General features: G+C 43.4%; 19 protein-coding genes. 8 read left to right on the top strand and 11 right to left on the bottom strand.

The window, feature by feature from the left end; genetic code table 11:
- Positions 1-21: 21 nt before the first annotated feature.
- Positions 22-687: a 7-cyano-7-deazaguanine/7-aminomethyl-7-deazaguanine transporter gene (locus C1X04_RS00765; protein ID WP_137168906.1), complete on the bottom strand. Its 666-nt coding sequence runs from the start codon at positions 685-687 to the stop codon at positions 22-24.
- 154 nt (positions 688-841) lie between these two features.
- On the bottom strand, positions 842-1,339 hold the full coding sequence (locus C1X04_RS00770) for an HPP family protein (protein WP_110576536.1): 498 nt from the start codon (positions 1,337-1,339) through the stop codon (positions 842-844).
- A gap of 110 nt (positions 1,340-1,449) precedes the next feature.
- On the opposite strand from C1X04_RS00770, the gene C1X04_RS00775 reads away from it, so the two are divergent.
- Entirely contained in the window at positions 1,450-2,004 is a 555-nt protein-coding gene (locus tag C1X04_RS00775; RefSeq protein WP_110576537.1) for a TetR/AcrR family transcriptional regulator, read from the top strand.
- A gap of 23 nt (positions 2,005-2,027) precedes the next feature.
- Here the strand turns inward: C1X04_RS00775 and C1X04_RS00780 are convergent, their stop codons facing one another.
- From C1X04_RS00780 to nhaC, 5 genes are all read right to left on the bottom strand, one after another.
- Positions 2,028-2,885, bottom strand: coding sequence for a PA4780 family RIO1-like protein kinase (locus C1X04_RS00780; RefSeq protein ID WP_110576538.1), 858 nt, complete (start codon positions 2,883-2,885; stop codon positions 2,028-2,030).
- Between the two features lie 103 nt (positions 2,886-2,988).
- Positions 2,989-3,888, bottom strand: coding sequence for a hypothetical protein (locus C1X04_RS00785; RefSeq protein ID WP_137168907.1), 900 nt, complete (start codon positions 3,886-3,888; stop codon positions 2,989-2,991).
- Between the two features lie 522 nt (positions 3,889-4,410).
- Positions 4,411-5,487: a diguanylate cyclase gene (locus C1X04_RS00790; protein ID WP_254682301.1), complete on the bottom strand. Its 1,077-nt coding sequence runs from the start codon at positions 5,485-5,487 to the stop codon at positions 4,411-4,413.
- Between the two features lie 92 nt (positions 5,488-5,579).
- Entirely contained in the window at positions 5,580-6,827 is a 1,248-nt protein-coding gene (locus C1X04_RS00795) for a DEAD/DEAH box helicase (protein ID WP_137168908.1), read from the bottom strand.
- Between the two features lie 175 nt (positions 6,828-7,002).
- Entirely contained in the window at positions 7,003-8,490 is a 1,488-nt protein-coding gene (nhaC, locus tag C1X04_RS00800) for a Na+/H+ antiporter NhaC (RefSeq protein ID WP_137168909.1), read from the bottom strand.
- A gap of 696 nt (positions 8,491-9,186) precedes the next feature.
- On the opposite strand from nhaC, the gene C1X04_RS00805 reads away from it, so the two are divergent.
- From C1X04_RS00805 to C1X04_RS00825, 5 genes are all read left to right on the top strand, one after another.
- On the top strand, positions 9,187-9,918 hold the full coding sequence (locus C1X04_RS00805) for a response regulator (protein WP_137168910.1): 732 nt from the start codon (positions 9,187-9,189) through the stop codon (positions 9,916-9,918).
- A complete protein-coding gene (locus C1X04_RS00810; protein ID WP_137168911.1) occupies positions 9,918-10,748 on the top strand; it encodes an ABC transporter substrate-binding protein in 831 nt (276 codons plus the stop codon). Before C1X04_RS00805 ends, C1X04_RS00810 begins: the two co-directional genes overlap by 1 nt.
- Positions 10,748-13,090 carry an ATP-binding protein gene (locus tag C1X04_RS00815; RefSeq protein WP_110576549.1) on the top strand — a complete coding sequence of 781 codons (2,343 nt, stop codon included), beginning with the start codon at positions 10,748-10,750 and terminating at the stop codon, positions 13,088-13,090. The genes C1X04_RS00810 and C1X04_RS00815 overlap by 1 nt, the downstream gene beginning before the upstream one ends.
- Positions 13,091-13,265: 175 nt before the next feature.
- A complete protein-coding gene (locus C1X04_RS00820; RefSeq protein WP_137168912.1) occupies positions 13,266-14,924 on the top strand; it encodes a GGDEF domain-containing protein in 1,659 nt (552 codons plus the stop codon).
- A gap of 403 nt (positions 14,925-15,327) precedes the next feature.
- A complete protein-coding gene (locus C1X04_RS00825) occupies positions 15,328-16,296 on the top strand; it encodes a carbohydrate porin (RefSeq protein ID WP_137168913.1) in 969 nt (322 codons plus the stop codon).
- A 207-nt stretch (positions 16,297-16,503) separates the two neighbouring features.
- On the opposite strand, the gene C1X04_RS00830 is transcribed toward C1X04_RS00825, so the two are convergent.
- The 4 genes from C1X04_RS00830 to gss all read right to left on the bottom strand — a co-directional run bounded on the left by C1X04_RS00830 (position 16,504) and on the right by gss (position 23,083).
- On the bottom strand, positions 16,504-17,889 hold the full coding sequence (locus C1X04_RS00830) for an MFS transporter (RefSeq protein ID WP_137168914.1): 1,386 nt from the start codon (positions 17,887-17,889) through the stop codon (positions 16,504-16,506).
- A gap of 100 nt (positions 17,890-17,989) precedes the next feature.
- On the bottom strand, positions 17,990-20,383 hold the full coding sequence (locus tag C1X04_RS00835; protein WP_137168915.1) for a glycoside hydrolase family 3 C-terminal domain-containing protein: 2,394 nt from the start codon (positions 20,381-20,383) through the stop codon (positions 17,990-17,992).
- A 13-nt stretch (positions 20,384-20,396) separates the two neighbouring features.
- On the bottom strand, positions 20,397-21,050 hold the full coding sequence (locus tag C1X04_RS00840) for a TetR/AcrR family transcriptional regulator (protein ID WP_110574495.1): 654 nt from the start codon (positions 21,048-21,050) through the stop codon (positions 20,397-20,399).
- Positions 21,051-21,205: 155 nt separating this feature from the next.
- Positions 21,206-23,083 carry a bifunctional glutathionylspermidine amidase/synthase gene (gene gss, locus C1X04_RS00845; RefSeq protein WP_137168916.1) on the bottom strand — a complete coding sequence of 626 codons (1,878 nt, stop codon included), beginning with the start codon at positions 23,081-23,083 and terminating at the stop codon, positions 21,206-21,208.
- Positions 23,084-23,337: 254 nt separating this feature from the next.
- Here gss and C1X04_RS00850 point away from each other — a divergent pair, with 254 nt between their 5' ends.
- Both C1X04_RS00850 and C1X04_RS00855 read left to right on the top strand, forming a co-directional pair.
- Entirely contained in the window at positions 23,338-24,414 is a 1,077-nt protein-coding gene (locus C1X04_RS00850; protein WP_137168917.1) for an alkene reductase, read from the top strand.
- A gap of 179 nt (positions 24,415-24,593) precedes the next feature.
- Positions 24,594-25,751 carry a methionine aminotransferase gene (locus tag C1X04_RS00855; protein ID WP_137168918.1) on the top strand — a complete coding sequence of 386 codons (1,158 nt, stop codon included), beginning with the start codon at positions 24,594-24,596 and terminating at the stop codon, positions 25,749-25,751.
- The last annotated feature ends 136 nt before the right edge of the window (positions 25,752-25,887 follow it).

Here is a 25,887-nt window from a genome sequence, read left to right on the forward strand (position 1 = left end):
TTCACTGTGTGCCAGAAAAGCTTAAGCGTTGGCTAAAGAAAAGTCTGGCTTGATAGCGGTGAGTTTCTTAGTTAGGTAGTTCAATAACACGCCATACATTGGAATAAATAATCCAAGACTGATGATCAGTTTAAAGCCGAAATCTGCAAGTGCAATGGCTTGCCAGTGCTCTGCCATAAACGCATCTGGACTCTGATAAAAGGCGATACCGAAGAAGGCCAAGGTGTCTAAACCGTTACCAAAGACGGTTGAAGCAGCAGGTGCTACCCACCAGGCTTTTAGCTGACGAAGTCGATTAAATACCTGAATATCCAGCACTTGTCCTAGCAAGTAAGCCATCAAGCTTGCTATAGCAATGCGGCCAACAAACTCGTTGAATGCCCCCAGTGCGCCGAAGCCTTGGAACTGACCTTGTGCAAAGATGACAGAGAGCACGTAAGACACGATTAATGATGGAATCATGACTAAGAAAATAATTTTTCTCGCTAATGCTGCTCCGAAAATTCTGACCGTTAGATCCGTTGCCAAAAAGATAAAGGGGAAGGTAAATGCGCCCCATGTGGTATGAAAACCTGCAATGGTAAAGGGGATTTGTACTAGGTAATTGCTCGAGGCAATAATGAGCAAATGAAATAGTGCAAGGTAGCAAAGCGCCTTAGCTTTTTGCTCGGAAGTGAACGAACTCATGTTGTGGCCTTTTTCGTTTGATTGGGGTTAGGGAACCCAAGTGATTGACTAATTTGTCGGTTACGCATTTGACCTAGTGGTCAAATGCGGAGCGAGATTATACATTAAACGACTGGTTAAAAAAGAGGCAGTAACAAAAAATGTGCAATTAAGCTTAGCCTTTTGGTTTTAGCGAATAACCTATGCGTGAAACACCATTATGGTAAAGCCAGCCAAATAAAATAATCAGCAAGCAACCAGTTAGTACGGTATTGAAGAGAAATACCCAAGACACTTTCAGCGATAAGATCAGCAGTGGGTTAGCTCCAGCGGGAGGATGAAGGGTGTTTGTTAGCATCATGATGGAAACACCTGCTCCTACACTCAACGCCATGCTCAGAGGCGTCACATCCCAAAATTGTAATGTTATTAGGCCTATTGTGGCCGTTATTAGATGGCCTCCTAAAATATTTTTAGGTTGAGCCAGAGGGCTTTTAGGTAAGGCAAAGAGTATCACCATGGTTGCGCCAAAAGGTGCCATCATGCCGATGTATTCTGGTGCGGTTTCAGCCCCTAACGAAATAATAAAAATGCACAGTGCAGCACCGACACCTGCGAGAAAAATGGTGAAAAAGCGTGATTGGTAGAGCCGTTCTAAAAAGTGTATCGACATGTTGGGCTTCCTTACATTTAATAAAAAGTAGACCGAATGGTCTCTTTTTATGGTAGACAAGTCTGTCCACTAATGTCAATATTATTATCTGTTTATAAAGGGGAGATACAGTGACCAAACCTGATTTATTGATACATGCTGCGTTTAAGTTGTTTTATCAGCATGGTATTCACGCGGTTGGAATCAACACTATTTTGGCGGAAACAGGCGTAGCGAAGAAAACGCTGTACCATCATTTTGCCAGCAAGGAGGCATTAGTAGAGGCGGTTTTGATCTATCGCGATCAAGTATTTATGGATTGGTTAACATCGAGGATGATGGCAGCCGGTGAAGGTAAAATGGCGGTATTAGCCTTGTTTGATGCGCTTGATGACTGGTTTCACGATAGAGTTGAAGTTTTACTTCCATTTAAAGGCTGCTTTTTTGTTAAAGCCAACGCTGAATTTTCTGATCATACGGTGAACGATCTTTGTCAGCGTCATAAGCAAAATATCACGTCCTTTATACAAGCGAATCTTGTTGGTGATTCTTCAGAATTATCAGCAGCCTATTTGGCCCAGAGTATCAGTGTGCTAAAAGAGGGAGCGATTGCTCAAGCGTATGTTGCTGGTGACTTAGATGCGGCGAAGAGGGCAAAAGCCATGGCTGTTGCCCTCTTGAAGTAAAATTTTAGTTCTGTACCTTATTTTCAATCGTCATCGTTTGCGCTGTTGATGCGAGCCAATCTATCTTGTTCTTCTTCAAAGGCGTCTTGGATTTCTTGTAACACAGAGTCCACATCCGCTTCTTCGGTCGGCTCTTCGAAATGACCTGTTAATTCTGTGTGTGCTGTTAGCTTGCCTGCCTCAAATAGTGCCCACATTTCTTTGGCGTATTTGGTTTCCAGCAGTTCTGGCGCAAACATACCGTAGTAGTTACGCATATTGTTTACATCGCGTTCGAGCATCCATTCGGCATTATTGTTTGCTACAGCGTCAACCGCTTGTGGTAGGTCGATTATGACGGGGCCATGGGAGTCTACCAAGACATTGAATTCTGATAGATCTCCGTGAATGATGCCTGCAGACAACATGCGAACAATGTCTTTTATTATGGCGTCATGATCGCGCCTTGCTTGCTCAGGGGTAAGCACGACATCGTTCAGGCGTGGGGCAACATCGCCACTATCATCGGTGACGAGCTCCATTAATAAGACACCATCGAAGCAACCATAAGGCGTCGGCGCACGAACACCGGCTGCGGCTAAACGGTACAGAGCGTCGACTTCAGCGTTTTGCCATAGGCTTTCTTGTTCGTCACGTCCAAACTTAGAGCCTTTTTCCATCGCTCTCGAACGACGGCTGTTGCGAACTTTTCTGCCTTCACGGTATTGAACAGCTTGTTTAAAGCTACGTTTACCGGCTTCTTTATAGACTTTAGCGCAGCGGATCTCAGATCCACAGCGAACTACGTAGACAGTCGCTTCTTTTCCGCTCATTAATTGTCGAAGTACTTCGTCTACTAAGCCGTCTTCGATGAGTGGTTGTATTCTTTTAGGGATTTTCATGCGGCTCGTTATACAGTGATTAGGTGGCTAATGAAACAACCAGGAACAGAAAATAGACTTTTTCACTGGTGTTACGAAATCGTGTTTATCTGCCATTACGGTTTTATTCGTTGATTTCACGCTTGTTATATTCGCTCCTCACCAGATATTCGATCATTTCATTGATTTTCATGTTCTTTTCTTCTGCCAGCGCATTGAGCTTTTGCTTGGTATTAAGCGTCATGCTAATGCTGTAAGGTTTCTTGCCGCTGGATTTCTCGCGAAACTTTTTCTGGCTCCAGGCTTTCTTCATCTTATCAATGATTAATTCTTTACGGTCTACGTTATCAGATAAATCTATAGTAGCAATAACTGCCGCTTTTTTTTCTGTATCTGAGTGCGGTACCCAGGCCGGCTCTAAAGGTCTTTGAGTGATATTTTGAAGATAAGACCATGCCCAACGCCATTGTGTTGGGTTGTTTTCCTCCAGCCAATTGATCAGCGTATTACGGCTTTGAACGTCCTGCCACTTTACTTTCAGTGTCTCTAATATGTCTTGCTGCTGTTTTTGATCGGCTTCGCCATCATAAAAGGCCGTTAATATGTCGGTTTGCCTCTCTGCTGCTGTTTCCCTTTCAATAATAAAGGCCTTATTTGACAGCAATTGTAGTGAGTTATGGGCATCGTCGGTGTCGAGTTCTGGTTTTTTAGAGAGGCGTTTTAAATAGCACCACAACCAGTTGCATAAACGTTCATCTTTTTTATCGATCCATCTGAAATAACTCGACGGCAGTTGTGTTGATCTAAAAGCGGTACGCATTTGCGATGCAAAGTTTTTAGGGGCTCGATTTTTATTAATTAAGGTTTCTAATTCTTCGTTGAGTTTCAACAAACGCTCTTCGAGCGACTCCCCTCGTAAATTTCTGGCTGAGCTTGCTTTTATTGTCTTCAGTAAATAATCCACATAAAAGGCACATTCTCTTTCTGATGCTGCTTCTAAAACTTCTGAGTTGCTTCTAATCATGCGACAGACCTTTTTAGTTGTTTTATGCTCAAAAAATGCAAAATATTACTGTGTAGAGTTTTTCGTAAACCTTACGTGTATTTTTGTAGATTTACAATAATTTTACAGTGAATTTATGGATTTTAATCCCTCTTATACGGTTTCAAATTTAATAATTTTGACTTAATTGAGGCTTGGTTCTTTTGCGAAAAGGTTGGATCTAGATGTTGGGGATGATTATGAAAGGAGCGGTTTCTGGTATTTGTGCGGTTAATAATATTGGACAGGGAGGTTCCGTACTTAATTTTAGATAAGGCTGTTTTAAATATATGTGGGGTTACTAAGTGAGAAAATAACCTTATATATCAATAAGTTTTTATATCTTTCTATTAATCTTTTTGGGTGTAATCCAATGAAACACAGATACCTCGCCCCTTAGGGCTGGGTGTTTCATTGGTTGCAAGAAGTTAATCTATTTAGATTGGCTTTTTAGAGCGCATTGGCTGGTTTTTCGTATGGAAAAGCTTGGGTAAAGAAGCTTATCTAAGCTTGGGAGGCTCGTATGGTGTTTCGGCCGGATTGTTTGGCATCATAAAGATGATCATCCGCAATTTTGAATACGGCTTCTTTTGAGGAGGCTTCATGAGAGTGGCCAACACCAATACTAACCGTAATGTTGGTAATATCGTCGATAACAAGTTGGCTGACTGCCAGTCTTAGATTTTCGGCGAGGGTCATTACTTGCTGTGGTGTTCTATTCAAAGTAAGTACGACAAATTCTTCTCCGCCCCAGCGGCACAATATATCATTCGGATGGATAGATCGTCTGATTTTACCTGCTATGCTGGTAAGTACTTTGTCGCCAATAAGATGGCCATTAAGGTCATTTACCTGTTTAAAATGATCAATATCGATGATGAGGATTGCGTAATTCTTCTTTTGTTCCGCTGAATCAAGGTTAAGCTCATTAAACACCTTCTCAATTCCGCGTCGGTTTAGTGCTCGGGTGAGTACATCTATATAGGCAAAGTCTTCAAGCATGTCTGCGCGGGCTATCACTTGGTCTGTTGTAACCCTCAATTTGATAACCGTCCACAATAAGAAAATATAAATAGCGTGGGCTATGGCCATGTTTAATGTGACAACAAGCGCTTCGCCGGTAGTATGGTTTTGTATCAGGGCAAAGTAATGGCCTGTAATGGTGGCAACAAAAACAATAGCGGTTGCTGGAGCGGCCTTTTTGACGTCAAGAAAAAGATAGACGATGACGTAATTTAGTCCGAGCCACTGCGCCGAGTTAGAAAATTGGCCATTACCGGGTAAATGGTGCCAAATACTGCAGCTTATTAAGTAACCTGCAACAACGAGGTAGGCAAGATAATGTAAGCTCTGCTGATTGGCACGTGAAAAACTAATTAGGTAAATCAGAATAAATGCGGTTATACATATTGGATAAGAGAAGGCGTCAAATACTGCAATAATACCGCTGTAAGCATCAATTGCCCAGATTGCACTAAAACCCAAAATGGCAACAATCAGTAACTGACGGAACAAGGGTGGGGAAATTTGGGCCGCAGTTAATTTCTTATCTATGCTTTTGTTCGGCTGAGTTTTCATCATTAGGTTTATAAAGATATATAGGAATGTAGAGTATATCGTTTTTGCATGATATAGGCTTATGGAAAACTACACTATGCAACTTAAATATAGGTTCAGCGCCGCTTTCGTTTCGTTTTTTTGTCTTTTGATGAAGAAAAGCCAAGCGCTTTGGCTCTTAGCTCTTTTTTAGAAGGTTCACGTCGTTTTGTTGGCTGATCGATATTATTAAGGTCGGGTTCGAAACCAGGAAACCATTGCGGGATGAATTGCTCATTAAGCAGCTTTTCAATGTCGGTTAGTAGGTAGCGTTCTTTTTCAGTAACTAGGCTAATAGCAATGCCCGTTGAACCTGCTCGCCCAGTTCGTCCTATTCGGTGGATATAGTCTTCGGCATTGTAGGGTAATTCGTGGTTGATCACGTACTGCAGTTGTTCTATATCAATGCCCCTGGCTGCCACATCGGTGGCAACGAGAGCACGCACTTTACCATGTTTAAAGTCGGTTAAGATGCGATCTCTTGCGCCTTGGGATTTGTCCCCATGAATGGACTGAGTTGCGATCCCATCTTTTTCCATTTCTTTTGCTAGTTCATCCGCGCCTTGCTTGGTGCGAGTAAAAATAAGCACCTGCTGCCAGTTTTTTGAGCCAATGAGGTAGGAAATAAGCGCACTTTTACGGTTTTTATCTACCGTATAAATGGTTTGTTCGACCTGAGTCGCGGTGGTGTTGCGATTGTCGACTTCGATCAGCTGAGGGTCTTTTAATAGAGTTTTGCTTAGTGCGAAAATTTCGTCATTAAACGTTGCTGAAAAGAAGAGCGTCTGGCGGGTTTCAGGCAGCTTTTTTAATATCCTTTGGATGTCGATGATAAAACCCATATCCAACATTCTGTCGGCTTCATCCAGTACCAGTGTTTTCAGGAAGCTTAAATCGATGAGGTTTTTCATTATCAATTCAAGTAGGCGGCCAGGTGTTGCGACCAGTACTTGGCAACCCTTTCTAAGGGCATCGAGCTGGACATTAATACTGGCACCACCGTAAGCCACTACAGATTGAACAGAAGTATTCGCGCTGTATTTTTCAAAACTTGCGTGAACTTGTTGGGCCAGTTCACGTGTTGGAGTAAGTACTAGAACTTGGATCGCACAAGGGTTATCCCCTTCTGTAGAAAGAATTTGATGTAAAAGAGGCAAGGCGAATGCCGCGGTTTTCCCCGTACCTGTTTGTGCGCCTGCCATCAGATCTTTATGAGCAAGCACCGCAGGAATCGCTGCCTGTTGAATAGGTGTAGGGGTTTGATAACCAAGGTTCTGTACTTGTAGAAGAATGTCTTGATGAAGTCCTAGTGACGCAAAGCTCATGGGGTTCCTGCTGATAATAAAATGCAAAGTTAAGGAGTATTGTAGCACTTTGCTTTTCATACGGATGAGCTTTTATTGAGCTTAGACAGGGGCAGGGGACAATACGAAAAAAGGCAGATCTAGTATAGATCTGCCTTTTGGTGTTTTGCGTGTCATGGGTGAGATGACGAGTCGATTATTTCGTCGCTACGCTGTAGTCCATGACTAACTCATTATTTTTCTTCCATGCGTCCTGCTCTTCTTGAGAGGCTTTAGGAGAGAAAAACCCTAATTGCGCATAGCATAAACCAAGCACAGGAGAGACCCAACAAGCAAAGGCTAATGGGATATAAAGTAAGTTTTCAAAGTTGCCGTCACCGATGCTTAAACCTAAAGCGCCAATAACAAAAGCACCACCGGCATTCCAAGGAACAAGCGGAGAAACTAATGTGCCACCTTCTTCGATTGCTCTTGAAAGGTTCAGCGTTGAGTATTTCATACCACGATAAACTGGCGCATACATACGGCCTGGTAGCGCGATAGATAAGTATGGGTCACCTGCGACTAGGTTAGTGGCAACAGAAGTTAAAGTAGCGGAAGTCTGAACGCCTTTGAAGGTTCTTACCTTGGTCATAATGGCGCTGATGATGGCCTCTAAACAGCCCGTTCTTTCAAGGGCGCCGCCAAAACCAAGTGCAATCAAAATCAAGGAAATAGTCCACATCATTGACTGGATACCACCGCGATTTAAAAGACTGTTGATCGCATCTGAGCTTGTGGTAATGGAGTAACCACTGTTGGCGTAGGTGATGATGTCATGGACGCCAGCACCTTGAGTAATGGCTGCAACCACCGCACCCGCTAGGACGCCTGCAAACAAAGATGGAATAGGAGGCATGCGTCGCACAGCAAGTACGATAACAACCAAAGCTGGGGCCAGTAACCAAGCGGAAATTTCGAAATTATTCTGCAAAGAAGAAGTGATGGCATTAATGCGTTCAAAAGAACCGTTATCGTTGCCGATCAACGTGAAGCCTGCGATCAAATAAATAACCAAGGCTATAAACATCGCTGGAATAGTCGTTGGCATCATGTTTTTGATGTGGGAGAACACATCGGTGCCTGTCACTGCAGGAGCTAGGTTTGTGGTGTCAGACAAAGGTGATACTTTATCGCCAAAGAAGGCACCAGACACAACCGCGCCGGCTGTCCAATACATAGGTATTTCAAAACCCGCACCAATGCCCATAAGCGCTAAACCAACCGTGCCCACGGTTCCCCATGATGTGCCAAGTGACAGAGAAACCACAGCACAAAGAAGCATGGCAGCCGCAAGGAAAATCTGTGGTGATAATAGAGTTAAACCGTAATAAATAAGTGTTGGAACCGTACCACTGGCAATCCACACACCGACCAGCATACCGACAAGAATCAATACCGAAACCGATGGCATAGAGACGTGAATGACATTGAATATGCCTTTTTCAATTTGTTTCCACTTCAAGCCTTGCTTGATACCAACCAACGAGGTGAGAGCTAAACCAATGGCCAGAGGAATGTGTGGGGTGAAATCACCGAAGTAAAAGATTTGAATACCTAGCAACGCAAGCGTCAGTACAACGGGAATAAGAGCAAGCCCTAAGCTTGGCTTGTTAGTCTCCGTAGATTCTGTGTTTATCGACATAGAGAGTTCCTTTGCTTTCTTTTTTTATAGAGAGTAAAGAAGAAGGTGGCATGAAAGCATGCAATCTTCTTCTTTGCTTTGAACAAGTTTTAGCAGGAAGGCTGAATTTATTCACAAACAAGTCGTAATACTTTGTATGAACAATGTGAAAGCCAGATGGGAGTATTAAGTGACATTTTATGGACGTTATAACGGTATATTCTAGAAGGAAGCGTAATAGCAAACAGTCTAATAGAAAAACATTGCCATTATTTTCGCCGCTGTTTTTAGGCAAATAAACAACGCCCTTGGCTATTTATAAAGTTGTCCTAATTCCTTGCGCTGTCTCTGATTCACAAGGCAATACGTAGATACATTAGGCCGGTTTTTGGAAAAGTCATAATCTTTTGTGCCGCATATTATTAGACAAGGAGAGGCTTTTCTTAGGCTGGTTAAAGGAGCAAATTTGCACCTGCGTCATTAAATGGCTTTGTTTGATAATGTCACTCTACTGAATAAACACATTTTGTTTACAAACTGGATTTTCATTTACATTTTGTTTATATGTTAGAGGTCAAATAGAGTTCTTATCTTTCTCCGCCTTAGTTGTTATAGTTCTGGAGCAAGTCACCTAATAACTTGTTCAATATGACAAAATAACGATAAAAATGACCATGAAATATTGGATCTAACTTACACCTTGTGCAGTGCATCACTATGTTAAAGTCAGACAGTAAAATCCTCATTGTTGACGATTCAAGTGTCATCAGAGAGACCTTAGAGAGTTATTTTGCAGAAGAAGGTTATACCGTCATCAGTGCTGAAACAGCTGAAGCTGCAGAGTTGTTACTGAGCGAGCAAGAGTTCGATCTTATCTTGCTGGATATCCGTTTGCCTGGCAAAGATGGCTTAACCCTGACGAGAGAGCTGCGAAGCCGTTCTGAAGTGGGCATTATTTTGGTTACCGGCAAACAGGACGATATTGACCGTATTATTGGGTTGGAATGTGGGGCTGACGAGTACGTTTGTAAACCATTCAATGCCCGTGAAGTTTTGGCTAGAGGCAAGAACCTGATTCGTCGCGTCCAAAAGCAGCGAGAATTGTCTAAAACCGTGGTTGAAGAGCCTGTGCTGCAAACGATTGGAACATGGCAACTGGACACGTCTCGACGAGTGTTAGTGAAATCTGACCGCAGTGTGAGCCAATTGACGGAAGGGGAATTTCAACTGCTGTTGGCGTTAAAGATGAGCGAAGGGACTGTCCTAACCCGAGACCAATTAATGGACAGGATTAAGAATCGTACGTGGAACGCCACAGATCGGACCATTGATGTCTTGATCGGACGAATTCGCCGCAAGTTAAGCGAAGACCCTTTATGCCCTCAAATGATCATTACCGTCCATGGTGTTGGTTATCTGTTTAGTCATCCTGTGCAAGATGATTGCTAATGCTGGCTGTTGCATATAAGAGGGCACTGGCGGTTATTTTGGTGGTAAGCGCTTCTGTGCCTGCGTTGGCAGAGTCGTCGGCTGAGTTAGATGGGTTATCTGGTTCAACGGTACGAGTGTGTGGTAACAATGCCTATCCTCCGGTTACTTGGATAAACAAAGACCAGCAGATAGATGGTATTAATGTGGCTGTTATTCGACGTTTGCTCGAGCCGCTTAATGTCACCGTTGACACCTATCAAGACAGCAACTGGCGACGCTGCATTAAAGAAGTGGAATTAGGCAATGTCGATATCTTGTCTGGCTTCAAAACGGATGTTCGCCAGCAATCGATGATTTATCTCGACGCGCCTATTATTCGAGAATCTATTTATCTTTATTATCCGCTCGAACACCCCCTTAATTTTGAAGGTTGGGAAGCATTAGCAGGCTTGCGGGTGGGAGTGCTAATGGGCGATAGTTTTGGCAATAAGGTTGACGCTGCTCTGCATAAATACCCCAGTCTTGAATTTGTCTCCACGCAAGATCAAAACTTATTAAAACTGGCTGACAATCGTTTAGATGTTGTCCCCATGGGCGGCTTATCAGGTCAGTTAGACCTCCGTCGTTTAGGGCTAGAGGATAAAATTGGTTACACCGAGACGGATGTAAGTGATTTTTGGTATTTGGCGATTTCCAAGAAATCTTTCTTAGTTAAATGGCTGCCATTGTTAAATCAACGCTTGGAGCAGCTTTTGAAAGACCCTGCAACAGTCCCCAAGCTCGTTACCCAATATCATAAGGTTTACAGCGAAGACCTTGATTTAAAAAGAGGGGGTTCTGGAAGCTAATGTCTCGATCATCGAAGTACGCTTTGCTGCCAAATCTTCTACGCTACAAGCAAATGCATCCTCTGGCGTATCGAATTTTTATTAAGCTGTTATCACTCAGTTTATTGCTAGCACTCATTTCTACCAGTATTCAGGTGTTCAATGAATATCGTCGTGAGAAGGCGTCGATGCAGCAGCAAACGGACTACATTACATCGTCTCATATTGAAGGGCTTCGAAAGGGGCTTTGGGATTTGGACAGTGAGCAACTAGAGTTGCAGCTAAAAGGCATTATGAACTTCTCCAATGTTAATGCGGTGACACTGCATTCAGCTGATTGGAAAGAAGGTATTGTCGTCGGCGATAAATCCGCCATTTCTGAGAATAATGGAACGACATTGCCGATTTACTACATTGATCGTTACGGTGAGCCAACCTCCCGTTTATTAGGCGAATTGACGGTTTACCATGATTTGGCTGCGATCCAGTCAAAACTGCTGCGTTCGGCAATAGAGATTGCGCTTTTTCAGAGCATATTGGTGCTCATTAATGGGGTGTTGTTACTGTTGATCGTGCATTTGATGGTGACCCGCCATCTTGAGTACATGGCCAGCTACACGCGCTCTATTGGTGCTGGAAACCTGAAAACGAGGTTGGTGCTACCCCATAAAGCGCCTCGTCAAGACACGGATGAAATTGATGCTGTAGTCAATGCAATGAATGATATGCGGGAAGCGATTCTGGAAGATATTAAACAGAAAGATTTGATTGAAGCCGAGTTGCGTTATCACCGTGATCAGCTGCAAGAACAAGTGAGCCGACGAACACGACGTCTACAAGACGCAAAAGAGGCCGCAGAGAAAGCCAATGTGGCCAAGAGTCAATTTTTGGCGACCATGAGCCACGAAATAAAAACACCATTAAATGGCATTCTGGGCATGGTAGAACTGCTTCAAAGCCAATCTCAGACTCCTCAAAGTGCCGAAAAGCTCAGTGCGATTTATCAATCTGGCGAAGCCTTGTTAGAGATCCTTAATGGCTTATTGGATTATGCTCGCCTAGAAGAAGGCATGTACAGCCCCGAGATACTGCCATTCTCCTTGAGTGAATTAGTAAACTCTACGAGCTTGTTGTTTTTGGCACAGGCTCGTCAACAAAATACCACTCTGACTGTCCGTATTAGCGAACAATTAGAAGACCGTTACCAAGGTGCCGCAGGAGCACTGCGGCAGATATTGTCGAATTTGATTTCTAATGCCATCAAGTTTACTCACGATGGTTCTGTGACCATTAGCGTGGAGCCCGCCCAAGAACATGGGGAACAAGGGCAAGGTGTATTAATTGAAGTAGAAGACACCGGAGTAGGGATTCCTAATCAGTACCTTCCTCATATTTTTGAACGCTTTAGTCAAGCCGATGAAAGCGTGACACGACGTTTTGGGGGAACTGGGTTAGGGCTAGCAATAACGGCTCAGTTGGTACATGTTTTAGAAGGGGAAATGGGAGTAGAAAGTGAAGAAGGGCGAGGCAGTGTTTTCTGGTTTTATATTCCTCTTTTAGCGCTAGATCCTCCAGTAAACTCCAGTGATGATGAGATAGAATTACCGAAAAAGCTGGCGCCTATGTCTATTTTGTTGGTTGAAGATACACCGATTAACCAAGCTGTCACCACGGAATTGTTAGAAAAAGACGGCCACAAGGTCACACTCGCTACAGACGGACAGGAAGCGTTAAATAAAGCGTCTGAGCACCGCTTTGATTTAATCTTAATGGATATACATTTGCCTTTATTAAGTGGCTTAGATGTAGCGAATCAAATCCGTCACATTAACCACATCAATGCACGAACACCTATCGTTGCGCTAACTGCGAATGTGTTACCAAGTAATGTTAAACAATGCCACGACATTGGCATTCGGGCTGTTATTCCAAAACCATTTAAACGCGAATTATTATATCAAGTGATGGGTGAGCAATTAAGCCGGAGTTACCAATTGGAGGAGAGTCAGGAAATTGCGACTGGGCTGATTAACACGAGCCTCATACACTCTCATTTAGCGGCTTTAGGCAAACAGCGTTTGCAGAAACTGGTGTCATTGTTTTCTTCTTCAGTAGAGCAAGGTCTGGAAGAGATGGCGGAAATGAATATCCAGCAAGACTTCTATGAGATTTCTGATATTGCGCACCGCTTGGCGGGGGATGCCGATGCAGTGGGGGCACGGACTTTGGCCGCAGCGTTTCGTGAGTTGGAAAGTCATGCTAGTGCTAATGGCGAAATAGACTTGAGTCGTGATATCGAGAAGTTGACACCACTTTATATTTCCACAATAGCGTTATTAAAAGAAGCGTTAAGCAATGCCTAAAAATCAGTCGGTATTGATTTCGAAGCGCGGCCCATTTTTTGTAAGATTGTTACAAAACTCATCTTTTATACTGTTTAAATAAAGTGTTTCATTAGGTCTCTCGCTTTGTGTGGCGTAGTTGTTGCTTGTACATTATGTACCTGCTTTTGTTTAATTAGATGGAATCTTCTTGCACATGACGATTAAGTCGCGTTTTTTGCTATCTACCACAGGCATCTTGCTATTAACTTGTTTTTTTTCTTGGCTTTCAATTCGTGTGCTTGCGGAAGATCTTGTGGAGAGTTGGGTTGAGCGCTATGCCGAGAAGCAAGCTAGATACGACAAAGCCAGAACGTTATTGCCTCTAATTCAAGAAATAAACCTATCGAAAGAATTTGCAGAGCTGGACTCTTTAAAAGCATGGGCTGAACAGCCTAATAATGAATCTTTAAAGCAACAAGCTTTTATCGATACAGAAGCGTTCAGAATGCGCTTTGCAGAGAAGTCCTATTTTATTGCCTTGAAAAAGAACGAGCGCTATTACTTCAGCGATGACGACGCATCGGGAAAATTCTATCGCTATACCCTTGAATCTTCAAAGGAATCAGACGCTTGGTTCTATCAAATTATGGAGCACAATCTAGACCTGCACCTTAATGTGAATCCTGATGTAGAGCTAGGAGTGATAAAACTGTGGGCTGATGTGCTGATTCGTCAAGGTGACGAGATTCTAGGGGTGGTTGGGACAGGGCTTGATTTGTCCGAATTTTTGAATCAGATGGTTGAAAAGCAAGATGTCTATTCGGCCATTGTTTTTACCAATTATGAAGGGGCAATTCAGCTTTATCAGCAAAAGGAACTTATTAACTATTCCTCTCTTACAAAAAATGCTGAGGGCAAAAAGCTGATATTCCAATTGCTCGATAACGAAGAGTCAAAAGAGCGCTTAAAGCAAGCACTTAAAAGCGCGAAAAATCGCCCAAATAAGATCGAAATGACCCGCGTTGATAAAGACGGAACTCATCAGTTAGCCAGTGTTATTTACATTCCCGAAATTGATTGGCTGCAAGTGAACTTTATTGATATTGGACGTTTTCTACCATTGAGCGAGTTTTCAAGCTTGTTTGTTGTCTTCTTTGTGAGCCTTGTTGTCGCCTTAATTATTTTTTATGTTCTGTTGTCATTGATTGTAACGAAACCCTTGGCAGAGTTGGATTTATCGATTCGTCAGCTAGGTAAAAATCGCTATCGTGTTCCCCAATTAAGCTATTTTGCTGGTACTGAAATTAAGCGATTAGTATCCCATTATGAAAAAATGTCGACCACTCTTTTAGAGTATCAGCACCAACTAGAAGAAAAAGTAAAAGAACGAACGGCGGAATTGAATCGGCTTTCAATCTTAGACCCTTTGACGGAATTGTATAATCGCCGTGGTTTTGAAATGTATATGAAAGAGTATTTAGCGTCCTGGCAAAAGGACCAGCAATCCTTTGGGCTGATTAACGTGGACGTGAACGAATTTAAGCTAATCAATGACCGACTTGGCCATGCAGCCGGAGACTTTGTCTTGCAGAAAATTGCGTCTTATCTATTGAGTGTGGTCGATGAAAAAGGGGTAGTGGCAAGATGGGGAGGAGATGAGTTCTTAATTTTGGTTAGAGATAAGCAAGAACAAGATCGTATTTCTGAACGACTGCGTAGTGATAAAGTGTTGCATGAAATTGACTTTAATGGGGATCGGGTTTCGGTTCAATTTAGTATTGGTAATGCCTTTATTCAGGACCAAGATACATTGGAGTCGCTTTTACATAGAGCTGATAAAGCTATGTATGCGGTGAAGTTTAATCGTCAGTAATCCTTCTGTATTTCAACCACAAATCCCAGCGATATGCTGGGATTTTTTTGTCTATTAGAAGGGGTTTTGTCTTGCTCAAAAGCGGATTTTTTTGGAATTTTTAAAATTACATAATCAAGTAATTAAAAATCATAAAACATTCAAGAAATCCCGAAGTCCACATTTCATTCTTAATTTTTCAGATTCGGAAGCCATCTTAAATTCTAACAAGAATAAAAAATCAATATAAAACAATATCTTAAACATTGGTTTAAAATTTTTAAAAAATTAAGTAAAAAATAAGAATTATTATCGTTGTTGCATTGTTGTAATAAAGTTACCTAAATGTATTATTAACTATGAAAACACATGTTTTTATGAAGCTCTAATTTAAATATAAAAATAACATTTGGGTCTGAAAATTATGAAAAAAACTATTCTACATACTGCTATTGTTGGAAGCTTATTATCTATCAGTGCAGTTCACGCCGCACCTTCCTTTGACGGAAACTTCGAGTTAAATACCGATGCCATTTCTAAAGCAGAAGGTGATTCCACATACAAGCAAGATGGTCGCCTTGAACTCAATGTGACAGGCAGACACACAATGGGCGATAACTTCTTCGCTGGCAGAGGCTCTCTTCTTATTAAAACAACAGGTGATGCAACCGTTGATGATGCTTACATCAAGTTTGGCAACAGCACTTGGGACCTTCAAGCGGGTCGTTTTGAGGCGGTGAATCTGTTCCCAAAAGGCAAAGATACTCTCATTGAACACGTAGAAGCGGTAGATGTTTACGAAGCGAATATGGCTCGTGGCCGTGAAGGCGATGATACTGGTCAATTTGCTTTGCACTTAAATGCAAGCGAAAGTGTTAAATTTGAACTCGCTACTCTTTATGGTGACCCAAATATCGATGAAGCCACAGAAGATAAAGCGACTGCTATCTCTGGTATTAGACCTTCTGTAACCTTTGCCGCAGGTGCTGCCACTATTACAGCGGGCTATGAAAGTGTTAAGTATGATTTGGCAGCAGGCGGTGAAGTTAAAAAATCTGGTTATGCAGTCTCTGCTAATTTTGATGTGGCCGCTGCGAACGTTAATCTTGCCGCAACGTTTGGTAAAGATCATGAAACCGATGAAAAAGTTACTTCTATGATGGCAAATATGACATACGGTAACTTTGGTCTAGGCCTTATTGCTTCTTCTGTCGATGAAGGAACGAGTGATGATCCTTCTTTGTTAACCACTTATATTGCCTACACAGTGCCAGTGTTGGATATTGAAAATGCGACTGTGACCCTAGCGGGTTCGCATTCCACGGCTAAAGATGTTGGCGCTGCGAATGACAAAGTGACAGCAGCACGAATTCGTTTTAACTATGGCTTCTAGCGTTTAGTTAAAGGTAAGAGCAATATTGTTGGTTATTCCCTTTTCTGATGGTATTGCTCTTCATCGTGGTTTTTTCTACCTTGTTTTTCTTTAATACGTTCTTCAGAGAAATAGATAGCGTTTTATAACCTTTCAATATGTAACATCTCACACTGACACCAAGACAAAAATAAATGTGCCAAGGTGTCTGTATGAGAAGTGGATAAATTATTTAGCCGCTTCGAAGCTGTTTTGTTGCAAGCTGTCTTCTGTTTCTAGCTTGCCCGCTTCCAAATCAGCCAGCATTTTATCCGTCAACTTATAGCTTAATAAAAAGATGATTAAGCCAGTTGCCGCTCCAAATGCATTACCTAAGTTGAGAGCATCCCACATGCCTTGAATGACTTGTGGTGATTGCTGAACGATGACGCCACCAGAAGATTCAACAAATCCTACCATAGCGAGATAAGCCATAGTGATAGAGCCACCAACAGCTGTAGTCGCTTTATTTGCAAAGGTTTGGGTCGCAAAAGTAGCGGCTTCTAAGCGTTTTCCTGAGCGAATATGGCCATACTCAATACAATCTGCAATGAAGATACTTGGCATAACCAGCGTGATGCCCAGTGGAATGGCTTTAAGCATGGTTAAGGCAATGAAGGCTTCAATATGATCGTAGCCTATCATCCAGGTGATAGTCGACAATATAACGATAGCTGCAGAGGCCCAAGCAAAGGTGGCGATTTTGCCGACTTTTCGAATACCAATGGGTGCTAGTGGCGAGGCCAGCATAGCAGGACCAATCATAGCGAAAAGGAATAAGCCGGAAAGAGAGGGGTCATCAAAGACATCGCGCGCAATGTAAGGCATTAAAGTGAAAGCAACGTTAGATCCCCCAATAAAGACAAAGGCAAGGATAAACATCAGCAGGTATTTATTACCAGTCACTGTGCCTACTATTTGTTTAAGGGTAGGAACCTCTTGTTCGACAACATGGCGTTCTTGTACGGTGCGGATGGTTAACATCAAAAACATGGCGATGACACACATAATGACCGCCGCTAAAGTCCATTTCCCGTCCATTTTTTCGACTAGCCAAGGTGCGCTAACCATAGCGAGGACCATGCCGACAAAACCACCAAAACGCACAAAAGAATAAATAACATTTCGCTCGTCTTTATTTTGCGTCATTACTGTACCGATGGCGTAAGCAGGCGCGTCTGATACGGTATATAGCATTCCCCAACCAACATAGGTGACAAAGGCGTAAGTAACACGAAGCCACATTGGTTGCTCGGCAAGATAATCACCAAAAGCAAATATCAAAATGGTGGAAATCGGAACCGCCCAAGCGATGGCGTTCACCCAAGGCTTGAATTTACCGCCTTTTAAGCGACTTCTTTCGACCATAATGGAGAGTATCGGGTCATTCACTGCATCCCATACTCTGGCTAACAGAAAGAGAACCCCGACTGTCGCGGCGGATAAACCCAATATAGAAGTGTAATAAACACTAATAAATATAGTCACAAACATATAAATAATGTTTTGACCGGTGAAAAAAGTGTAATAGCCGAGTCGCTCACGGCGGCTGGTTTCATAGTTTGCTTTGGACATCTTCGCCTCGTTATTTTTATTGATTAACCGTCATTACCCCTCGTTGATGTAGGTAATGACGGTATTGAACAGAGTTTAAAGCAGTGTTTTAGACTCTTATTTACTTGCCATTTAGTGAGGCAATAAGCTGTACAACCTTCTCTTCAGAATATTGCTGACTATTGAACACTGGCAAATTACGTAACGGCATATCTGCCACCATAGATTCGGCCATTAGGCGATCGGCTTCCGCTGCTGAGTCATTCTGATCACCGCCCATCATTTGATCAAACACAGACAGCATGCTGTCAAACACAGGTTTGCCTAGTGGTTCATTGGCAATTTCTCCTAGGGTTGAATTCACCGTGTAAGGCGTGATCGGTGTTGGCGCAGGAATGTCGTAACCTAATAAGGCCGTGAATGCAGCGTCATTAAAGTCACGTTTTTCAGGCTCAAAGTAAGCTTTTAGGGCTGCATTAGGTTGTTTTTTGGCTACAGTCGTATTCAAAAAAACAGTGGCAGTATCGCGAATATCTTCTACCGAGGAGCCGATATGAATCTGATATTCATCGCTTTCAGCTACCCAAGAGGATTGCGCTTCATCCCAATAAGCAAAAGCACGATAATCCAGCTCAAACTCGATTTCTTTGCTTTCACCTGGCTCTAAGAACACTTTTTCAAATGCTTTTAGCTCTTTTGCTGGGCGCGGTTGGGAAGGTGATTTTTGTCCCACGTAACACTGCACAACTTCCGCTCCGGCTTTGTTTCCTGTGTTAGTAATAGTAATTTGTAGCTTAATAGAGTCGTTTTCATTAAAGGACGCTTTGTCGCCACTTAGTAAGGTTAAATGGTAGTAAGTGAAGTTGGTATACGATAAGCCATGACCAAAAGGGAAAAGTGCTTTTGTTTTGGTGGTATCAAAATAGCGATAACCGACCCAAATAGCTTCACGGTATTGCACTTGCTTTGTGGTGCCAGGGAAATATGGTTGGCTTGGAACATCGTCTAAGTTTGCAGGGAAAGTTTCAGCCAACTTACCGCTTGGGTTCACCTCACCAGACAGTACTTTGGCCACCGCTGAAGCACCGGCTTGACCGCCTAGATACGCTTCCAGTATGGCGGGTACTTTTTCGACAAATGGAAGAATGACTGGCGCGCCATTCTGAAGAACAACAACGGTCTTGTTGAGTTGTTCGCCTAGCGCGGCAATTAGATCCAATTGCACTTGTGGCAGATTCAAATGCTGACGATCAAAGCCTTCGGATTCATATTTTGGCGTTAGGCCTGCGAACAAAAACACCACGTCTGCTTGTTTGGCTAACTCAATAGCCTTGGCGATTTCTGCTGAGTCTTCTTTGTCATTAAGATGGTAGCCAGCTGTATAGCTGACATTATCGTCGCCAAATTGTTTTTTGATTTCGTCGAGAGGCTGTTCCAATTTGAATGGATTAATCTTGGAGCTGCCCGCACCTTGGTAGCGAGTGCTGTTGGCTAACGCGCCAATGACAGCGACCTTTTTACCTGGCGCAACTGGCAATAAACCATCATTCTTTAACAGTACGCAGGTTTCTTCAGCGATTCGCGCAGCGAGTTCATGGTGAGCATTTAAGTCGGCTTCTACTTTATCGCTTTCTAGAGAAGCTTGTGATTTTAATATCAGCGCTAGTACGCGAGCGACAGATTTGTCTAACTCTGCCATCGTTAGCTGACCGTTTTCCACTGCGGCAATAATCTTTTTGGTATTCATATCGCCAGAGCTTGGCATTTCTAAATGCTGACCATTTTTGACACCTTCAACGCGGTCGTTATTAGCGCCCCAATCCGTCACAATAATGCCTTCAAAGCCCCATTCTTTGACTAAAATGTCATCGAGTAATTGCTTGTGTTCAGCTGCGTAGGTGCCGTTTACCTTGTTGTAAGAGCACATGACGGTCCATGGCTGGGTCTTTTTAACGGCTTTTTCAAAAGCAGGCAGATAGATTTCACGCAAGGTTCGTTGGTCGACAACAGCATCGACTGTCATACGGCAATGTTCGTGATTGTTTACTGCGTAATGTTTTAGGCTGGTGCCGACACCTTGGCTTTGTACGCCTTTGATCCAAGCGGCTGACATGTCGCCAGCTAATAAAGGGTCTTCAGAAAAATATTCAAAGTTACGGCCACCCAGAGGGTTACGTTTGATGTTTGTGCCAGGGCCAAGCAACACGGACACATCTTCAGCGCGACATTCTTTGCCTAGCGCGACGCCCATCTCTTCAACGAGTTTGGTATTCCACGACGCAGCCAGTCCTGATGCCGTTGGGAAGCAGGTGGCTTTAACGGCCGCATTTAGGCCCACATGATCGCCTTCTCCTGCTTGTTTTCGCAAGCCATGAGGGCCATCAGTTACCATGATTGATGGTAGGCTCAAACGTTCAATCCCATGAAGTGTCCAAAAGTCTTTGCCGGTACAGAGCATGGCTTTTTCTTCTAGGGTTAGTTCGGCTAAGAGTTGATTTATTTTTGTATCACTCATCGTTTCATCCTTTTTAGATTTGTGGTGATGGTTTCAGACCATCGATCAGTAGCTGAATTAATACAGGGGAAAGTTTTGGAATGGCCTCTTGTTCAATTTCCATCAAAGCATTTTGACGTAACAGCATGCGGCGGAAAAAAGTAGGAACCGCATTAAATAAGGTGACGGCCAAATAAGGTGCTGGAACGTCAGAGCGAATGCTGCCTTCAGCCTGTCCTAGAGAGACAATATCGTTAAGCGATTGGCCGATTTTTTCTGGCAATAGTTGTGTTAGTTTTTCGCGGAATTCAGTGGGGATACGTGATCCAGCATAGTAACCGTCAAATTCGGCAATGAAGCGGTCATCGTCTTCATATTGGGGGTCTGCATAGGCTTGCATGAGTACGCCAAGGCCTTCGAGAATAGTGGCGTAATGGCGAGCTTTGATTTTTTCTATGATGTGTTCATAAATATCGTTTTTACGAGTGAGCACCACAACCAGTATGGCAAAGCCCAAATCGTATTTGTCTTGGTAATAACGATATAAAGTATTACGGCTCATGCCAGTGGCTGCCGCGATGTCTTTCATTTGAGTATCAGCAAAGCCATTTTCGATAAAAAGTGCTTCGGCAATGTTGATAATTTTGTCCCGAGTAGCCTCGGTTTGGTGAACCATTCTTGAATTCATAAAATGTTACACGTGTTATATTTTTTCATCAATCTAATGGCTGGTACAATTGCAGTCAATCATTAATTAACAAAAAAAGCCTTTGCCTCATCACTTGAGGCAAAGGCTTTTATATAAAAACAATTAAAATCAATTGCTTGAGAGGGAGTTACTGGTTATTCAATGACTCGTAAAGCCATTAAGTCACTGTCTTTGGTGATGACCAAGGTTGGATCAACACGCAAACAGCTACCAGCGTAATGTCCAGACACCGAGAAAGTGCAAACTTGTGAGCGATAGCCTTCTATGTCCGGTAACTTCCAAAGAGCTTGGAAAATTTGATCTTGATGAGAAAAGCGACCAGCGGTTTCTTCCATTAGGGCGTCTTTGCCATCGTACAGGCTGATATTAAAGCCGCAGCGACCAGCGATAGGTTTGCTTACATAACCATGAGTTTTTAGTGCATCACTTAACTCAAAAGACGATTCCAATAAATAGGGATGGTCGGGGAAAAGTAGCCATAAAACCGGTAAAATCGCTTTATTACTAGGAATAAGAGTCCAAAGTGGTTCGTAAACCATGACGTCTTTGCGTAATAAAACATCGACTAAACGCGGGGCTTCACTTCGAGGGATATCGGTCTTGTAATCGCGAAGGCGTTGTTCATCGTCATCGCATTCGGCACGGATTTGATCCAGAGCGGTTTCCCATGCCCAAGTTTTCCACACCCAACGGATTTTGACCCCGTCAGTATCAACGACATCACCGTCTGCATCCCAGCGTAAACTACTGACGCCTTTGATGACTTTGCAATCTAGACCCGCTTTTTCCATGATACGTTTCATGAAAAGCGCGTGGTAATTTTCTTCTAAGTCTGTGTCTTGCATGATGTGAATCACGCCTTTGACAGCACTGTTTTTCCAAGCTTCGATGAGCTCATCGACCAATTCTGTTGCTGAGCCTTCACCTTCATTCGCGCCATAATGCTTGGCCCATTTTTCCTGAATTATGCCTGCTTCCATGTAGCATGAGGCTGAGTCGCAGTTGTATTCGTATACCTTGATACCGTTAGCTGACAGGCTGAAATCAAAGCGCCCAGTGATCATCTGGTTACGACGGTTGTCCCAAGATTGGTGAATCTTCGGCCATAAAGCTGGAGGAATATTAAAGCTAGAAAGCAGATCATCGTTTTGCAGTACATAATCTGTGGCGTGCATAAATAAGGCGTGCAATTCATTGGTGGCGCGTTTTAGCTCACGCTCAGCGGTTTCTGTCATCACCATGTATTTGTAGTCGTCTTCCGGTCGGCTGGCGAGTTTGTGCCCGCCCATCATCTCAACAAAGGCTTCTTCGGCAGGGTTCGCCACATTTAACCAAGCACGAGAGGCTTGGCTTTTGTTAGCGACATGGCGTATTTGTAAATCAAACAAGGCCGGATCTTCAGGCTCAATCTTTTCAGCATGCAAATCATCGTCGGTTTGGATGACCCAACCCATAATCGAAGCATCGCCATAGGAGCAACGAAGCCAATAACCGCCGTCTTCGCTTATGCGGGCATCTAACACTCGAGAGTAATCTTGGCCTTCAGGCCAGATTTGATGGCCGACGTTTTGCTCGACTATATAGAGACGATCAGGCAAGACTTTGGTAACAATCGCCACATGGCCTGTGACTTCAAATTCACCCCCTTCGTTCCAAATCAAAAGAGCACCGACTTCCGGATGACGCAACGAGCCATTGTGAAAGGATTTCAGTGGTAATCGGCTTTCATCGGCAATAAGTCGAGCTGATGTTAGGCGGAAAATATCGTATGCCATAGCGACGTCATCAAAAATATAACCTTTGTTGAGATACAGCCAGCGGCGAGCAAATTCAACACATTGCCATTTATAGCCCATAAAAATCCCGTCCACATAGCTGCGATAAGCATGGCGGTTAGGCAGTTCATTATCATCGGCGGAATCGTAATCGGAAGAGTAAACAGGTACATTGCCCGGCGCGATGCCTAACAGGGTGCCAAAAGGAGCAATGGGTCTACTGGAGTCGGGTGTCATTAGTTTGATTTCCCTCACACGAAACGTGTTCAAACGGGTAAAAGAAAGGCGACAAAATGGTCGTCTGATGTCCGCAATATAGTCCCTGAAAAGCGGGTCTGCAAGCACTCTTAGGGCTTATTTTTTGAGTTGCTCTTGAATAAAATTTGAACGATCATTCAGGAAAGAAAGTGCACAAGATTGTATTTTTCAATAACTGCCCTATGTAGTGCTTATACTTTCTATAAAGACTGAAATAGATTCTGGAGTTTATAATGTCAAGCACTGAAAAAAAACTGTTTAGCCCAGTAAAAGTGGGAAATCTAGAGTTACCTAATCGTATTGTTATGGCGCCTTTGACTCGTACGCGAGCGCCTGGTCATCAGCCAAATGCCTTGATGGCTGAATATTACTCCCAACGTGCTAGCACCGGCTTGTTGATCACCGAGTGTACTATGGTTACGGAAGGCACCTCCGCTTTTGGCGACGATCCTGGTGTGTATTCTGCCGAGCAGATCGAAGGTTGGAAGCTCACCACAGATGCGGTTCATAAAGCGGGCGGTCGTATCTTTATGCAAATTTGGCACGCTGGCCGTGCGGCGCATCCATTATTGAACGGTGGCAAAGAGGCCGTGTCAGCAAGCGCGATTGCGATTGATGGTGAAACTCATACTCCAGAAGGCAAAAAACCATACACTGTTCCTCGAGCATTAACGGTTGCCGAAATCAAAGACATTGTGGCTGACTTTCGCCAAGCAGCGATCAATGCCAAAGAAGCGGGTTTCGATGGTGTGGAAATTCACGGTGCCAATGGCTATTTAATTGATCAGTTCTTGCGTGAAAGCTCTAACCAGCGTACCGATGAATATGGTGGTTCTTTGGAAAATCGCGCGCGCTTTTTAACGGAAGTGATTGAGGCGGTTACAGACGTGTTGGGCAGTGACCGCGTTGGCTTACGTCTCTCTCCGCTTAATAGCTTCCAAAGCATGAAAGAGAGCGATCCTCTGGCATGGACTCGTTTCTTGAGCGAACACTTGAACCGTTTTAATTTAGCGTATTTGCATTTGATGCGTGCGGACTTTTTCGGCGAGCAACAAGCCGATGTTGTCAGTGTAGCGCGTGAAGCTTATAAAGGCCATTTGATGGTCAACATGGGTTATTCTCCAGAAGAAGCCAATCAAGCACTAGCAGATAATAAAGCGGACAGCGTGGCATTTGGTAAAGGTATTCTTGCCAACCCAGACTTTGTCGAACGTATTCAGGCTGGCGCGGAATTAAACGAGCCTAACCCAAATACCTTTTACACACCGGGTGCAGTAGGCTATACAGATTATCCGTTTATGACTGCGTAATTCCAATTCATACCGGTTCACACTTAAAACGCCAAGGCGGTATGCCTTGGCGTTTTTTTGTTATGAATGTTTTCTTTTAGGTCATCAGGCATGAAAGAAGATTGACGTCCGATCTCGGTGTCCTTTAACTTAGCCAAATTAGTATTTCTTAAGACAACTCTTTTTTAAGGCAAAACATCGTGACCATTTCTTCTTCTCTTACTTCCAAATTACCGTCCGTCGGCACCACTATTTTTACCAGAATGTCTGCGTTGGCGGCGGAAAAGGGGGCGATCAATTTGTCGCAAGGCTTTCCTGACTTTCCTCCGGATGCTCGATTATTAGAGCGTGCTTCGCAAGCGATTTTAACCGGTAATAATCAATACTCGCCTATGACTGGTTTGCCGATTTTAAGAGAAGCAATAGCCAACCTGATTGCGCGTCACTATGACCGAAAAGTCAGTGCATTAGATGAAATCACCGTGACCAGCGGTGCGTCTGAAGCTATTTTTGATGCCATTGCAGCTTTAGTACATCACGGTGATGAAGTCATCTTATTTGATCCTGCATACGATTTATATGAGCCAGCAGTGACCCTAGCAGGTGGGATTTGTAAGCGAGTAACCTTGGCTGCCCCCGAGTTTCGTCCTGATTGGCAGGCATTTGCTGAACTGCTGACTGACAAGACGCGATTGGTATTAATCAATACACCACACAATCCAACGGGGACTTGCTGGAAGGCGGAAGATTTAGAGTCCTTGTGGCAAGCCGTAGCAAGTCGCGACATTTATGTTTTATCTGACGAAGTGTATGAATTTATCCACTTTGGTGAATCCGCAGTAAGTATTCACAAACACTCAGAGCTTTCAAAACGCAGTTTGGTGGTATCCTCCTTTGGCAAAAGCTTTCATTTAACAGGTTGGAAAGTTGGCTACATTGTAGCGCCTGCAGCGCTGACTGCGGAGCTGCGCAAGGTGCATCAATTTGTTTCCTTTTGTACCGCAACGCCTTTGCAACAAGCCTTGGCGGAACATCTTCTCGCTTTGCCAGAAGCGAGTGCTGGCTTGGCAAGCTTTTATCAGCGAAAGCGCGATGTGCTTAGAGATGCATTGGCCAACAGCCGTTTTCAGCTATTACCTTGTGAAGGGACGTATTTTCAATTGCTTGATTACAGTCAGATAAGCGGTCTTGATGATGTGGCGTTTTGCGAATGGCTAATAGATCAAGCTGGCGTAGCGGCGATTCCAGTAAGTGTGTTTTATCAGCAAGCTCCCGATAACCAGCGCATAATTCGGCTGTGTTTTGCGAAAGAAGAAGGCACGCTGTTAGACGCCGCGAAAAGGCTTTCTCAATTGTAAAGTTTGGTGAGCTTTTTGAGTATAATATGTGTCATATTGATTCGTGTTGTATATGTCTTTTTAATTGCTACTTAACTAACGCTATACTGTTAATCATCAGATCATAATTTTTGGTAAGTCACGTGTTTCGCTGAGT

This window comes from Marinomonas sp. FW-1 (assembly GCF_005222245.1).
GTDB classification, from domain to species: Bacteria; Pseudomonadota; Gammaproteobacteria; order Pseudomonadales; family Marinomonadaceae; genus Marinomonas; species Marinomonas alcarazii.

Excerpts from the sequence above, each read along its gene's own strand:
- C1X04_RS00765 (WP_137168906.1), bottom strand. The coding sequence starts at position 687 with ATGAGTTCGTTCACTTCCGAGCAAAAAGCTAAGGCGCTTTGCTACCTT.
- C1X04_RS00770 (WP_110576536.1), bottom strand. The coding sequence starts at position 1,339 with ATGTCGATACACTTTTTAGAACGGCTCTACCAATCACGCTTTTTCACC.
- C1X04_RS00780 (WP_110576538.1), bottom strand. The coding sequence starts at position 2,885 with ATGAAAATCCCTAAAAGAATACAACCACTCATCGAAGACGGCTTAGTA.
- C1X04_RS00785 (WP_137168907.1), bottom strand. The coding sequence starts at position 3,888 with ATGATTAGAAGCAACTCAGAAGTTTTAGAAGCAGCATCAGAAAGAGAA.
- C1X04_RS00790 (WP_254682301.1), bottom strand. The coding sequence starts at position 5,487 with ATGATGAAAACTCAGCCGAACAAAAGCATAGATAAGAAATTAACTGCG.
- C1X04_RS00795 (WP_137168908.1), bottom strand. The coding sequence starts at position 6,827 with ATGAGCTTTGCGTCACTAGGACTTCATCAAGACATTCTTCTACAAGTA.
- nhaC (WP_137168909.1), bottom strand. The coding sequence starts at position 8,490 with ATGTCGATAAACACAGAATCTACGGAGACTAACAAGCCAAGCTTAGGG.
- C1X04_RS00805 (WP_137168910.1), top strand. The coding sequence starts at position 9,187 with ATGTTAAAGTCAGACAGTAAAATCCTCATTGTTGACGATTCAAGTGTC.
- C1X04_RS00810 (WP_137168911.1), top strand. The coding sequence starts at position 9,918 with ATGCTGGCTGTTGCATATAAGAGGGCACTGGCGGTTATTTTGGTGGTA.
- C1X04_RS00815 (WP_110576549.1), top strand. The coding sequence starts at position 10,748 with ATGTCTCGATCATCGAAGTACGCTTTGCTGCCAAATCTTCTACGCTAC.
- C1X04_RS00820 (WP_137168912.1), top strand. The coding sequence starts at position 13,266 with ATGACGATTAAGTCGCGTTTTTTGCTATCTACCACAGGCATCTTGCTA.
- C1X04_RS00825 (WP_137168913.1), top strand. The coding sequence starts at position 15,328 with ATGAAAAAAACTATTCTACATACTGCTATTGTTGGAAGCTTATTATCT.
- C1X04_RS00830 (WP_137168914.1), bottom strand. The coding sequence starts at position 17,889 with ATGTCCAAAGCAAACTATGAAACCAGCCGCCGTGAGCGACTCGGCTAT.
- C1X04_RS00835 (WP_137168915.1), bottom strand. The coding sequence starts at position 20,383 with ATGAGTGATACAAAAATAAATCAACTCTTAGCCGAACTAACCCTAGAA.
- C1X04_RS00840 (WP_110574495.1), bottom strand. The coding sequence starts at position 21,050 with ATGAATTCAAGAATGGTTCACCAAACCGAGGCTACTCGGGACAAAATT.
- gss (WP_137168916.1), bottom strand. The coding sequence starts at position 23,083 with ATGACACCCGACTCCAGTAGACCCATTGCTCCTTTTGGCACCCTGTTA.
- C1X04_RS00850 (WP_137168917.1), top strand. The coding sequence starts at position 23,338 with ATGTCAAGCACTGAAAAAAAACTGTTTAGCCCAGTAAAAGTGGGAAAT.